The organism is Flavivirga aquimarina (genome assembly GCF_030540835.1).
In the GTDB taxonomy this organism is placed as follows: Bacteria; Bacteroidota; Bacteroidia; order Flavobacteriales; family Flavobacteriaceae; genus Flavivirga; species Flavivirga aquimarina.
In genome coordinates this window covers 29,801-42,922 of record NZ_JAUOEK010000172.1, presented here as the reverse complement: position 1 = coordinate 42,922, position 13,122 = coordinate 29,801, and the positions used below count along the sequence as shown (strand labels likewise).

The following is a 13,122-nucleotide window of genomic DNA, read 5'->3' as shown; positions in this document are numbered from 1 at the left end:
TTAACAAACAGTTAAATGCGCATAAGCATAAGAAAACCTACCGCTTTCTGGTACAGACAGCAATATTTTGTCTCCTTTTTTCAATCTTCCGGAATGCACTAATTCTTCGAGCATTAAATAAATGGATGCAGAACCAACATTTCCTACGCTACTCAAATTAGTAAACCAGCTACTTTCGGGTATCTTTAATCCTTTTTCTTTAATACCGGTTTTTAATTTTTCGGCAAAATAATTAGATGATATATGAGGTAAAAAATAATCGATATCTGAAGGGTCTTTAGAATACTTTTCAAAGACCATTTCTAAGCTTTCAACGCCTTTACTAATAACATGCTCCTCCAAAATTTTAACATCTTGTTTTACAGAAAAGATAGAATCCTCTAACCACTGTTTAGAACTGTATTCTGTCCAGGGTTTTATTGAGCCATCTTCCTGCTTTTCTCCTCCAGAATACATACAGGTCTCTAATTCGTAAGCAAACGAATAGGCTTCCATCCAGTCTATTTTTAAAGAAAGTCCTGTTTCATTTTTTTTGTTTTCTAACAACATGGCTCCGGCTCCATCTGATAGCATCCAGCGTAAAAATTCTTTTTTAAATGCTATAATAGGCTGATCTTCTAAACTTGATAGCGACTCTGCCTCTTCATTAAACATACTTGCCATCATTCGTGTTGAAGATCTTTCTGACCCTGTACAAACTGCATTGTTAGAATTTTCCGATTTAACAGACAAAAAACCGAACTTTAAAGAACTCATACCTGCACAGCAAATGCCCGATGCAGAGTTTACTTCTAAATTTTTATTTGCTAATAAACCATGAACCATGACTGCATGCGAAGGCAACAACTGATCTGGAGAAGACGTGCCACAGCATAATAATTCCATATTGTTTTGAGTAAACGAATCGTCAAATAATTTTGTTATGGCTTCTTTTGTTAATTCTGCATTGGTATGGGTAATTTCACCTTGACTATTAATAGCGTAATATCGTTCTTTTATACCATTATTTCTTAAAACAACTCTTTTGGCTCTAGAAGGTTTTCCATTAATTTGCCCCAAAATGCTTTCCATTTCATCATTGCCAACTGGAGCGTTAGGTAAAAATTTTGATATTCTTGTTATGTAAACGTCTTTCATTTAAATCCCTTCTATTTAATTTCTACAGATGAATAATATTTTTTATCTTTTTTTATTTTTCCAGAAAAAGGCAAATAAGTCAACAAAAATAAAATAAAAACTAAGGGAGCAATAACCCAAATGGCAAATAATAAATAAAAGTTAAACATTTTAACCCAGATTGTACGTCCAACGGCATTTGCTTCACCTTTCGAATAAATAAGTTTTGCCCATTTACCAAATAAAATATTAGCTCGTTTGTCTGCCAAGACCAAAAAAGGTTTTATTACTACAGCTTCTTCTTTTATTAAGTCTTTTTGGAGATCTTCGAGTTTGTTATTAGTTAAATGGTTTAATATAACATTGCCAAATCTTGAAGATTCATCAATATCCTTTTGAGACACTCCTGGTTTAGGAAATATCCCTAAGTACTTTTTTTTCTCTCCGGTAAACATCCATTGTACTATAGTTATAACACTAATGTGATTTATATGCCTGTCTCTTAAAACAATATTACCAACTAATTTTGAATTTAGCCCTTTTAGCATTTTTTTTACTTTTTCTTGAGCCATTATCCACATATTTCTACAACCAATAACTGTAATTACTGGTGTATTTGCTAGTAACTTTTTAGCTTCTGGAGAAGTTAAAAAAGAATTTGTTGGAATTGAGGGGCTTAAATACCAAACGGAATACCCTAGAATTACTAAATCGAATTTTTGATTTAATATATCTTCAGGTATGGGTGATATTTTTGAAGGTATTTGAAGAAAAGATTCAGGAAATATATTTAAAAAGTCTTTTTTTTTCCACGGAAACGCAAAAGGTGTTTCCATTTCTATTTGATGATGTACCACTTTAACATCTTCAGAATTGGCAAGTGGTGTCGCTATATTATTTACGATTTCTGTTAGTTGCCCAGATTGAGAATAATGTATTACTAAAATGTTCTTCATCTTATTCTTTTTTTGCATCCCAAAAATCGAAATAATTAAACCATTGTAATGGGTATTTTTCAATCATCGACTCCAAACTTTGAGTATATTCTTTTAATAAAGCTTTAGCATCTCCATGTTTTTCTTGCGCTTTTCTTGCATAAAGATGATAGTGATTTCTGGTTTCTTTCAATACGTACACAAAAAGAACAGGAACTTGTAACCTAGAACTTATAAGAAACGGCCCTGCAGGAAACTTGGCTTTTTTGCCTAATAACTCTTGTTCTAAATACTTTGAATCCTTGAAAAAACGATCTCCTGTAATGCATACAATTTCGTTTCTCGCCAATGCTGCATTAATTTCAAATATATGAGAAAAGTCTTCTTTAATAAGGATAAATTTTATATTAGATTTTTTTGTGATACCATCAAGATAATCCTTTATGGCTGTATGCTCAATATTAGTTGTAAGCAAGCTTATACAATCGTTGTCTTCTAATTCTCCAAAAAAGTGCTCGGCAATTTCAAAATTACCCATATGACCACTTATAAGGATACCTCCTTTTTTTTGTTTTAATATTTCTTTTATACGCTCTACACCATCAAAATCATAAGTAAATTTGGACTTCAACCCAGAAGAAATAGCTACTTTATCTATTATTGTTTGCCCAAAAACGTAATAACTTCTGTAAATATTTAATATACTTTTAAGCTTAGAATATTTTAGTCTTTTATGGAAATAATAGTAAGAAGCTTTTGTGCTATCCAATGTAAAAAAGCAGAAGTAGGCAGCGACAAAATACAAAATAAAATAAGCTGAAGACAACCCCAGCTTTTTCATACAAAACACAAATATTTTGTAGCCTAGAACTGTTCCTCTGGACTTTCCTTTCCATTCAGCAGCCATAAATATTTAGTATAGTTATTTTAGTTTGTTCTCAATAAGATCGTAAAAATCTTGAAGTGTTATTATATTTACAAAATCTTCTCCTACTAATTTAACGCCAAAATTAGATTCGATAGAAACAACAAGGTCTACAAAATCTAAACTGTCCAGCTCAAGAGTTTCTTTTAAGTTAGCTTCAGGTGAAATATCTTCAGTTTCAACTTCAAATTCATCAACAAGAAAGTCGTTTATTTTTTCAATAATAACTTCTTTATTCATCTTTATTCTTTTATTTTTTTGATTATTAATGCTGAATTTGTTCCTCCAAATCCAAAAGAATTCGACAAAAATACATCAATTTTTTTATCTAACGTTTTACTTACTAAATTTAATTTAGAAGCATCTTCGTCTGGCTGCTCTAAATTTATATTTGGAGCAATAAAGTCATGCTGCATCATAAGCATCGAATAAATAACTTCGCTAGCACCAGCCATCCAACATTCATGACCTGTCATCGATTTTGTAGAACTAACACAGGGACCATTCTCTCCAAACACTTTAAATATAGCTTTAGCCTCATTAGCATCTCCAACCGGTGTTGAAGTTGCATGGGCATTTACATAATCAATCGCTTTAGAATCTATATTTGCTTGTTCAATAGCTTTAGACATAGCATTTGTTGGACCATCAACATTTGGGGTCGATATATGCTCACCATTAGAAGAAAAACCATATCCAATTATTTCCCCTAAAATTGGTGCACCTCTTTTTACAGCCGATTCGTAGCTCTCTACTACTAAAGTTGCTGCTCCACCACTTGGCACTAAGCCATCTCTGCTTTTATCGAATGGGCGCGAGGCTTTTTCCGGTTGGTCTATAACTGTCGAAAACACACCTAAACCATCAAAACTACCCATGGCAAATTTATTTATTTCTTGAGCGCCTCCACAAATAATACAATCTTGTAACCCACTTTTTATAAGTTGATAAGCCATACCTATAGCATGTGAGCCACTGGCACAAGCTGCACTTATTGTAAAATTAACACCTCTAAGCTTAAATATTGTTGAGAGGTTCATGGTTACTGTAGAATTCATGGCTTGAAATATAGCTCCAGAACCAACCAGGGCAGTATCTTTTTTCTCTCTAATTTTGTCTACAGAGTTTATAACTGCTTTTGCTGTACTATCATTACCATAAAGTATTCCTACTTCGTTTGCATCCAAAAAATCTTGAGTTATTTTAGCATTTTCTAGTGCTTCAATAGTTGCAATGTAGGCATAAGCTCCTTCTTCACCTAAACTTAAACGCTGCCTTCTTGAAAGGTATTTTTTTAAGTCCGGCTCTTCTACCATTCCTGTTAATGGGGAGCGGTATCCAAAAGGAATTCTATCTTTATCTACCTTAATTCCAGATTTACCATTATATAATGACGTCTTTACTTCTTCTAAATTCTCACCAATACAAGAATAAATCCCCATTCCCGTGATAACAACTCTCTTCATTCTACAACATTAATTTATGAATAAATGCCTCCATTTATATTTATTACTTCTCCTGTAATATAAGAAGCTTTTTTTGAAGATAAAAAAGAAACGGCGTGTGCTACTTCTTCGGCTTCTCCAAACCGATTTGCAGGAATCATTTTCTTTAATTCTTTTTCGTTAAGATCATGGGTCATATCTGTTTTTATAAACCCAGGAGCTACTGCGTTTACAGTAATATTTCTCTTTGCTACTTCTTGCGCTAATGCTTTAGTAGCTGCTATTACCGCTCCTTTTGCTGCCGAATAATTAGTTTGCCCGGGTGTGCCTTTTAATCCAGAAACAGAAACCATATTAATAATTCTTCCATATCGATTTACCAATAATTTCTGAATTAAATGATTTGTTACATTAAAAAACCCATTAAGAGACGTGTTAATAACATCTTGCCAATCGTTATGAGGCATCCACATAAATAAACCATCCTTTGTAATACCTGCATTATTAACCAGTACTTCTATAACAGCATCTTTATTATTGTCCTGCCAGGCATCAAGTACTTCCTTAACTTCGTCTGCATTAACAACATTAAACTGTAATATTTCTCCGGTTCCTCCAGCATTTTCAACTTCTTCCAAAGTATTTAAAGCTGCGTCTTTATTACTATTATAATTTATTAAGATATGATAGTTAGTATCTTTTGCTAATTGAACACAAACAGCTTTACCTATTCCTCTTGAACCTCCGGTTACTAAAGCGTATTTCATTTTGTCACTTTCAATTTTGTTCATTTAATACTTTAAGGTTATTGGTTCGTGTTTACAAATAGTTCAACATTTTGGTACCATTTGTTTCCTAGCGCCTCGCCTTTTACATTTAAAAAAGCCCATTTTTTATCAAGTTTTACTCTAGCCAAACCGTTTTTAAATCCTTTTAAGTTGTTCTTTGTAAAGATAGAGAACCCACCTGCCGTAATTTCGTATTTTTCGGGGATAACTAACTTTCCTGTTTTATCTATGAATCCCCATAGTTTTTTACTCTTTACTGGAGCCAATCCATCTGCTGAAAATATTTCAGCATCTTTATAAATAAATCCTGTAACTTCTTCTCCTTTTGTATTAATATAACCCCAAGATTTACCTTTAAGAACAGGTGCTAATCCATTGCTAAAAGATCTTACTTTTGCGTATTGTGGTTCTATAACCCATTTACCTTTATTATCAATAAATCCAACTTTTTTGTTACTACGGGCATAAGTAAGATTAGATTTATCATTAAAATCCCAAATCTTATCTACACCAGATACCATATTAAATTCACCATTTGAAATAATCCCAAAAGTCTCTCCTTTTTTAGCCCAAATTCCAGTACTATTATAACTTCCAATTCCAGAATATTCTAAAGGAATAGTTACAGTTCCTTTTTTGTCTATCATTCCCCAATTTTCACCATTTCTTACTCTGGCATAACCGTCAACAAAAGGCTTAATTACATCGTAAGTTGGTTCGATGATAAGCTTTCCATCTGTTCCTAAAAGTCCTAATTTTTTTTCTACTCTAAAAAAGGCTATGCCATCATCATTAAAATCATAATATTTTTCTTGAACAGGCGTAGTTAAAGTCTTATTGGAACTATCAATATAACTCCATTGTTTACCTTTAAGAACCAAAGCGAAGCCAGCATGAAACGCTTTAACTTTATCATACTCCGGTTGGATAGCCCATTTACCCGAGGTATCTATAAACCCCCACTTTTTATCTTGACTTGCTGCTGCTAAATTGCCAGAAAAGTTTTTTGCTACTTCAAATTGAGGTTCAATAACATATTCTCCAGAAGTATTTATATAACCAAACACACCATTTTCTCTAACTAGAGCTAATTCTTGAGCCGAAATTGAAAAAAGGTTTAAAACGAAAGTAAAAATTAAAATGTATTTTGTTTTCATAATAACACTGTTTTTAATTGTTTATAATAAAATCCTTTACTTTATTAACGTAAGGATACATAATAACATCTTCTGTAAAAGCAGGTACTATTTGTCTTATTTCATCGTACATTTTTCTTGTTTTTGAAGACACTTTGTCCTGTACTTTAAGATATTCTATAGCTTGAATAACCGTTATCATTTCTATAGCCACAACTTCAAACGCATTTTCAATAACTTTTTTAGTTATTAAAGCTGCATTGGTTCCCATACTTACAATATCTTGATTATCATTATTATTCGGGATACTGTGCACGTACATTGGATTTGACAGTGTTTGATTTTCGGCAGTTGTAGATGTCGCTGTAAACTGCACACCTTGCATACCAAAATTCAGTCCTAATTTTCCAAGGTTTACAAAAGCTGGGAGAATATTATTTAGGTTAGGGTTTAACAAATAGTTAAGTTGTCTTTCTGCTAACATGCTTAGTTTTGTGACTACTATTTTTAGCTTATCCATTTCTAAAGATACATAATCACCGTGGAAATTTCCTCCATGATAAACATGTTTTTCTTCTACATTAACAATTGGGTTATCATTTGCTGAATTTATTTCTTCAATTAATATCCTTTCAACTCTGTTTAATGTATCTAAAACAGGCCCTAATATTTGTGGTACACAACGCAACGAATAGTATTCTTGTACTTTATCTTCAAAAACCGAAACATGGTCATTATTGTTCTCGTACAAATGATGTTCGCGCTTTCTGGTTAAAGAACTGTCTTTTAAATGCTCACGCATCTCTTCTGCGATTTTGCGTTGCCCTATATGTTGTTTAGACTGGTTTAATTCATAAGACAAGTGATCATCATAGGCTTCTACAATTTCATTAATGGCAGCAGAACAGGAAATCATCCAATTTAGTAACCTTCTTGCATAAATGGCATTTACTATACCAATACCTGTCATCACTGAAGTTCCATTTATTAAACCTAAACCTTCACGTAATTCTACCGTAATTGGTTTCAAGTTTTCAGCTTCAAAAACATCCTTTGTCGGTTGGCGCTTTCCTTTATAAAACACTTCGCCTTCACCAATTAAAACCAAAGCCAAATGTGCTAATTGTACTAAATCTCCACTTGCGCCAACACCCCCATGTTCATAAATTAATGGTGTAATATCTTTATTGATTAGCTCTGCCATTAATTCAACAACATACTTATGTACGCCAGAATTCCCTAAAGACAGTGTATTTAGCCGGGCTAACATGGCTGCTTTAACATACATAGGTGGAATTATATTCCCGGTACCGGAAGCATGACTTCTTATTAAGTTATACTGTAATTGGATTCTCTCTGAGTTTTTAATTTTGTATTGAGCCATTGGGCCAAAACCCGTGTTTACTCCATAAATGACTTTGTTTTCTGAAAATTCCTTTAAAAAAACAAAACTCTTTTCAACAGTCTCTAATACGCTATCATCAATTTGAATAGAATGGTTTTCGAATATTATTTTGTAAAAATCTTCGATACCTAGTTTCTCCTTAAGTTTTAACATCTATATATTTTCAATATATTTAATAAATAAATTTTTATAACTGAAGCATTGTAGTTATTTTGGTCTGTAAATTTATAATAATAAATGAATCTACACTATAAAAATAATGAGTAATACAAATGTTGATGTTTTAATTATTGGTGCGGGCCCCTCCGGATGTGTTGCTGCCTCTTACTTACAGAATAATGGACTAAAGATTAAAGTTGTCGAAAAAAGTAATTTCCCTAGGTTTGTTATAGGAGAAAGCTTACTTCCAAGATGTATGGATCATTTTGAAGAAGTAGGTCTTTTAGAGTGTTTAAAAGCTCAGGGTTTTGAACGAAAAGATGGCGCTCGCTTTTTAAAAGGTGATGTTGTATGTAATTTTGACTTTAGTGACAAGCATACTAAAGGTTGGGATTGGACCTGGCAAGTGCCGAGAGCAGATTTTGATGACGTACTTAGCAAAGAGCTTATAAAAAAAGGTGTTGATATCGCTTTTGAACATGAAGTAACTGATGTCGTTTTCGATGAAAACGGCGTTTCAAAAACAACTATTAAAAATAAACAAGGAGATATCTCAACTATCAATGCAAAATTTATTGTCGATTCCAGTGGTTATGGTCGTGTTTTGCCAAGATTATTAAACCTTGATGTTCCTTCGGCTTTACCTAAACATTCTTCCATTTTTACTCATGTAAAGGATATTAAACGACCAGAAGGAAGAGAGGGTACTCTTATTACTTTTGATGTTATAGATACTAATACATGGTTGTGGGTTATTCCTTTTTCTAACGGAGTAACAAGTATTGGTTATGTAAGCGATACAGAATACATGGAATCGTTTGAAGGAAATAATACTGAAAAGCTAACTGAAATGCTGAAACTTTCAGATTATTATTATGACCGTTTTAAAGATCTCGACTTTTTATTTGAGCCCATAAACATAAAAAACTATTCAAAATCTGTTAAGCAGTTGTATGGAAAAGGCTATGCACTAACAGGAAATAGTGCAGAATTTTTGGATCCCGTATTTTCTTCGGGTGTTACTTTTGCAACAGAATCTGCATTACTGGCTGCAAAACTTATAACCAGAGAATTAAATAATGACGTTGTAGATTGGGAAGAAGATTATGCCAATTACATTAAAAAGGGGGTTAACGTTTTTGCTACCTATGTTAAAGAATGGTACACCGGAAATTTACAAACCTTATTTTTTCATAGACCTGAAAACCCAGAAATTAAAACACAAATTTGTTCTGTTCTGGCTGGTTATGTTTGGGATGAAACCAATCCATTTGTAAAAAAACATCATAAAATTATACAAAACCTGGCTCACATCATTAAGTTAGGAGAAACACAACATACATAAACTAACTAAGCTCGGGACACTCCTTTATGCACAAAAAAAATTACGAAACTTTTTCGTCTGATATGGATTTTTCGGGCTACGAGTATTTTGTTATAGGTTCAGGTATTGGAGGACTAACAGCTGCTACTTGGTTGGCTAAGGCAGGAAAAAAAGTGGCTGTTTTTGAACGTCACTATGTCCCGGGAGGGTTTACACACAGTTTTAAAAGAAAGCATGGTTTTAAGTGGGATGTCGGAGTTCATTATGTTGGTAATATGGATAAAAATGAGTCATTACTTGGCATGTTTAATTTTATTACCGACGATAAGCTGAAGTGGGAATCTATGGGTAACGTGTACGATGTAGTACATGTTGGAGGAAAAAAGTACCAGTTTAGAGCTGGAAAAGAAAACTTTAGAAAACAATTCATTGCCTATTTTCCAAAAGAAGAAGATGTCATTAATAAATACATATCATTAATAGAAAAGGCCAATAAAAGAGGGGCGGCTTTCTTTTTTGAAAAAGTTTTCGAACCTTGGCTAAGTAAATCTCTTGGGTGGATTATTAGAAAAAGATACGCTCATTATTCTCAAAAAACCACTTGGGAAGTATTAAGTAAACTGACTGACAACAAACTTTTAATTGCAGTTCTTTGTGGACAATGTGGTAATTATGGATTGTCGCCAAAGTATAGTAGCTTTGGAGCACACGCCATGGTTATTGCTCATTTTATGGAAGGAGGCTATTATCCTAAAGGCGGTGCAGATAAAATTTGCCATAACATCATTGAAGTTTTAAACGCTTTAGGAAGCAAAGTATTTATTAATGCAGATGTACAAGAAATTATTACTAAAAACAATAAAGTAACAGGCATTAAAATAGACAATACGGTTATAAAATCCTCAAATGTCATTAGTAACGTTGGGGTTGATAACACATTTAATCAACTACTCTCAAAAAGTGCAAAGAAACGATGCAACTTCAACTTACGTGAGGTTAAACCAGCAAGTGGACATATGTGTTTGTATATTGGGTTAAATAAATCGAGTGCAGAATTAAATCTACCTAAGCATAATGTTTGGTATTACGCTAACGAGAACACAGATGAATTGATTGAAAAAACCAATCTAGCAGACGCTCCAAATAATTTTGCTTATATCTCGTTTCCTTCTGCAAAAGATTCTGAATGGGAAACAGAAAACCCAGGAACATCAACTATACAGGCAATGTCTGTAGGTCTATACGATTGGTTTTCGGCTTACGAAAACCAACCTTGGATGAACCGGGATGACGCTTACAAAAAAATGAAGGCTAACTTTGAAATGACCATGTTGAATAAAATATATAGTTTATTCCCACAGCTTAAAGGCCATGTACAGGTAACCGAAGTTTCTTCGCCGCTTTCTACCAGGCATTTTTCCAACTATAAACATGGTGAAATATATGGTTTAGCACACACTCCAAACAGGTTTAAATTACCTTTTCTAAGACCAAAAACTAAAATAAAAGGATTGAAATTAACGGGACAAGATATCACCTTAGTAGGTGTCTCTGGAGCCATGCTTTCGGGGGTACTATGTGCTACAACTATATTAAAATTGAGATCTTGGCGGGTATTTAAAAAAATGAACAAAGCTAATAAAACAGTAACTGTTTAAATGATAAAAGGAATTTAAGAAAGTGTGGTTTTATTCATTAAAAAATCAATGCTATTTCTGTAAAATAAGAAATCTAAACTATATTTTTGAGTGGATTCCTGCCTACGCAGGAACGGCAAATACACGTAAATTCATTTGGAGTTAATAAAGAATTTCTTGAAACCAACTATCCTCGAGGCAGAGCCATAGAGGTATTTCGCTGGTTTCATTTTGGCCTAAAAAGGTCAAAAACCGAAATTCTGTATTTAGATTCCCGTTTTCACGGGAATGACAATTTCAACGGAAACCCCGAGGCAGAGCCTCGAGGAATTCTTTTCGATTAAACATTTATACCCATTTATAACAAAAACCACCTAAAAGTAAATTTTAGGTGGCTATTATTTATCATTTGTAAATAGAAATGAAGTTCTATTTCTTAGCACTAACTTTCACTAAAAAATCCTTACTTCTTCCCTCAAAGCCTTCAATTAAGATTTCAGAATCGGAAAGAGGTAGGATTTTATCTGTTTCAAAATGCTCCATTTCTGTACCGTTAATATCCCGGGTATTAAAAACAGCTTCTTTTTTAACCTCTCCTGTTTTGTCATTAATGATGTAAGTTGTAAAATATCCTCCTTGCCCATCTGTGTGTTTATATGGAACTTTATCCTCTGGTAAATCCAAGTTTTTTACATTATCTAAAAATAATAAATAATGATTATCCCCAGCAAACATGTGCGTATAAGACATGGACCCTTTACGATTTACTCCTCTTTGTCTTTTTGGTAGTTTATGCATCCAGGCTAATGTACCATCTGCATTTATTTTTGCAGCTAGAATGTCTCTAAAATGAAAAGACAATCCTTTTAAACTCATCATAAAAGCATCTTCATCAAAAACCTGAGTATATCTAGGAAAACCTTCTCCATAATCACTTTTTTGTAATATATACCTTTGTTCACCAAGAATTAAAAAGCTACCATCACTATTTAATGCTATTGAATTAAGCTCTAAGAAATTGAAAACCGGTTTTTCTTCTTCTTTTTTATTTTTTTTATTAATATTTTTTTTCTCTTTTCTTGTGGAAAACTTTCTTAACATCTCAACAGGGAAATCATAATTTTTAAAATCTCGTACCCCTCCTTCTTCTGTTAAGTTAATTGTGAAAACACCTGTAGCTTGCCCTTTTTCTTTGGTAGAAAAAAACGGTATTGATTTTCCTTTATCTGGGTTTTTACAAGTCCCTCCAATTACAATATTTCCTTCTGCATTTTCATAAAGAGATGCATCATCAATAAATTTATCTCCTATTTGTATCTCATTTTTTATAATAGTATTTGTATTCTTAACAATTTTAAATAATTCCAAATGATAATTAGCATCTTTCTTTTTTTTCTTTTTTTCATCTGTACTATCATCTTCATACACCATAGCTAACATATAAAAATTACCATCTCTATCAATAGTGTAATCTCCATTATTCATTTTTTTCTCTGTGTACGGCATTTCTACAACCTCATTCCATTCCAACTTTAATTCTGAATCAAATACATGCATGGCAATCCGATCAAAACTCTTAGAATCATTTCTAAATTCTGGTTTTAATCTATATGTAACCAATAGTTTTTGTTCATCAAAAGATTTTTTAAAAAAATACTTCCCTCCAAATACCTGCATCATTACCAATGGTTTTGAACCTGAAAGTTTATGTCGTACGATAACTATTTTACCTTGTTGACTAAGAAAAGTATATGGATCACCTACAGCTAAATCATCTAAAGAAATATTAACAGCCATCAATGACTCAACTTGTTCATCTCTATTCCAAGCTTCATAGAAAAATAAAGCTTTATTTCCCATCTGTATTATTTCTTTATTTCCTCCTTTATCCTTCATAAAGTTTTTTAACTCTATTCTTTCTATTTCCTTAAGAGTCTTAGTGTCAAATTTCTGAATAATCAAATCCTTTTTTTGACTGTTTATTGCTACTGCGTAATCATTATGCTTAAAAAACACCTTTATCTTGCCATCCGTTTCCCCATATTCTTCTCCAACTTCAACAGTGAATTTATCGGATAGTTTTGGGTCTTGAGCGAATATACTAAGTGAGCTTAAAAGTAATACGAATAAAAGTTTGTTAATCATTAGTTTATTTTTTGGGGTTATTTTTCACTTTAATTAATAAGCGCTAATTTAACATAAAAAATTAGGGATAATAACCTTTTTAGATAACTATTCTTAGAATTTATAAT

12 protein-coding genes are annotated in these 13,122 nt (G+C 32.6%); 3 read left to right on the top strand and 9 right to left on the bottom strand.

All coding sequences use genetic code 11. From position 1 onward, the window contains the following. From darB to flxA, 8 genes are read right to left on the bottom strand one after another with little or no spacing between them, the layout of a single operon-like run. On the bottom strand, positions 1 to 1,137 hold the full coding sequence (gene darB, locus Q4Q35_RS18175; protein ID WP_303279443.1) for a dialkylresorcinol biosynthesis protein DarB: 1,137 nt from the start codon (positions 1,135 to 1,137) through the stop codon (positions 1 to 3). 11 nt (positions 1,138 to 1,148) lie between these two features. Beyond that, positions 1,149 to 2,072 carry a dialkylrecorsinol condensing enzyme DarA gene (locus Q4Q35_RS18170; RefSeq protein WP_303279442.1) on the bottom strand — a complete coding sequence of 308 codons (924 nt, stop codon included), beginning with the start codon at positions 2,070 to 2,072 and terminating at the stop codon, positions 1,149 to 1,151. Position 2,073: 1 nt separating this feature from the next. Next, entirely contained in the window at positions 2,074 to 2,958 is an 885-nt protein-coding gene (locus tag Q4Q35_RS18165) for a lysophospholipid acyltransferase family protein (protein ID WP_303279441.1), read from the bottom strand. A 15-nt stretch (positions 2,959 to 2,973) separates the two neighbouring features. After that, entirely contained in the window at positions 2,974 to 3,216 is a 243-nt protein-coding gene (locus Q4Q35_RS18160) for an acyl carrier protein (RefSeq protein ID WP_303279440.1), read from the bottom strand. 2 nt (positions 3,217 to 3,218) lie between these two features. After that, the gene (locus Q4Q35_RS18155) at positions 3,219 to 4,442 is read right to left on the bottom strand and encodes a beta-ketoacyl-[acyl-carrier-protein] synthase family protein (RefSeq protein WP_303279439.1); all 1,224 of its coding nucleotides are present in this window, start codon (positions 4,440 to 4,442) and stop codon (positions 3,219 to 3,221) included. A 14-nt stretch (positions 4,443 to 4,456) separates the two neighbouring features. Then, positions 4,457 to 5,188, bottom strand: coding sequence for a flexirubin biosynthesis SDR family reductase FlxB (flxB, locus tag Q4Q35_RS18150; protein ID WP_303279522.1), 732 nt, complete (start codon positions 5,186 to 5,188; stop codon positions 4,457 to 4,459). Positions 5,189 to 5,226: 38 nt separating this feature from the next. Further along, on the bottom strand, positions 5,227 to 6,366 hold the full coding sequence (locus tag Q4Q35_RS18145) for a WG repeat-containing protein (protein ID WP_303279438.1): 1,140 nt from the start codon (positions 6,364 to 6,366) through the stop codon (positions 5,227 to 5,229). A 13-nt stretch (positions 6,367 to 6,379) separates the two neighbouring features. Then, positions 6,380 to 7,903, bottom strand: coding sequence for a flexirubin biosynthesis tyrosine ammonia-lyase FlxA (flxA, locus tag Q4Q35_RS18140; RefSeq protein ID WP_303279437.1), 1,524 nt, complete (start codon positions 7,901 to 7,903; stop codon positions 6,380 to 6,382). Between the two features lie 106 nt (positions 7,904 to 8,009). Between flxA and Q4Q35_RS18135 the strand changes: the two genes are divergently transcribed. The 3 genes from Q4Q35_RS18135 (at position 8,010) to Q4Q35_RS18125 (ending at position 11,214) form a co-directional block, all read left to right on the top strand. Beyond that, a complete protein-coding gene (locus Q4Q35_RS18135) occupies positions 8,010 to 9,254 on the top strand; it encodes an NAD(P)/FAD-dependent oxidoreductase (protein WP_303279436.1) in 1,245 nt (414 codons plus the stop codon). A 26-nt stretch (positions 9,255 to 9,280) separates the two neighbouring features. Further along, positions 9,281 to 10,891 (top strand): phytoene desaturase family protein, encoded by a 1,611-nt coding sequence (locus Q4Q35_RS18130; protein ID WP_303279435.1) that lies wholly within the window; start codon positions 9,281 to 9,283, stop codon positions 10,889 to 10,891. Positions 10,892 to 10,977: 86 nt separating this feature from the next. After that, the gene (locus Q4Q35_RS18125; protein ID WP_303279434.1) at positions 10,978 to 11,214 is read left to right on the top strand and encodes a hypothetical protein; all 237 of its coding nucleotides are present in this window, start codon (positions 10,978 to 10,980) and stop codon (positions 11,212 to 11,214) included. Positions 11,215 to 11,299: 85 nt separating this feature from the next. Here Q4Q35_RS18125 and Q4Q35_RS18120 read toward each other — a convergent pair whose 3' ends face one another. After that, positions 11,300 to 13,015: a hypothetical protein gene (locus tag Q4Q35_RS18120; protein ID WP_303279433.1), complete on the bottom strand. Its 1,716-nt coding sequence runs from the start codon at positions 13,013 to 13,015 to the stop codon at positions 11,300 to 11,302. Positions 13,016 to 13,122 lie beyond the last annotated feature (107 nt).

Bases quoted from the DNA above. Each gene is read 5' to 3' on its own strand.
- darB (WP_303279443.1), bottom strand. From the start codon at position 1,137: ATGAAAGACGTTTACATAACAAGAATATCAAAATTTTTACCTAACGCT.
- Q4Q35_RS18170 (WP_303279442.1), bottom strand. From the start codon at position 2,072: ATGAAGAACATTTTAGTAATACATTATTCTCAATCTGGGCAACTAACA.
- Q4Q35_RS18165 (WP_303279441.1), bottom strand. From the start codon at position 2,958: ATGGCTGCTGAATGGAAAGGAAAGTCCAGAGGAACAGTTCTAGGCTAC.
- Q4Q35_RS18160 (WP_303279440.1), bottom strand. From the start codon at position 3,216: ATGAATAAAGAAGTTATTATTGAAAAAATAAACGACTTTCTTGTTGAT.
- Q4Q35_RS18155 (WP_303279439.1), bottom strand. From the start codon at position 4,442: ATGAAGAGAGTTGTTATCACGGGAATGGGGATTTATTCTTGTATTGGT.
- flxB (WP_303279522.1), bottom strand. From the start codon at position 5,188: ATGAAATACGCTTTAGTAACCGGAGGTTCAAGAGGAATAGGTAAAGCT.
- Q4Q35_RS18145 (WP_303279438.1), bottom strand. From the start codon at position 6,366: ATGAAAACAAAATACATTTTAATTTTTACTTTCGTTTTAAACCTTTTT.
- flxA (WP_303279437.1), bottom strand. From the start codon at position 7,903: ATGTTAAAACTTAAGGAGAAACTAGGTATCGAAGATTTTTACAAAATA.
- Q4Q35_RS18135 (WP_303279436.1), top strand. From the start codon at position 8,010: ATGAGTAATACAAATGTTGATGTTTTAATTATTGGTGCGGGCCCCTCC.
- Q4Q35_RS18130 (WP_303279435.1), top strand. From the start codon at position 9,281: ATGCACAAAAAAAATTACGAAACTTTTTCGTCTGATATGGATTTTTCG.
- Q4Q35_RS18120 (WP_303279433.1), bottom strand. From the start codon at position 13,015: ATGATTAACAAACTTTTATTCGTATTACTTTTAAGCTCACTTAGTATA.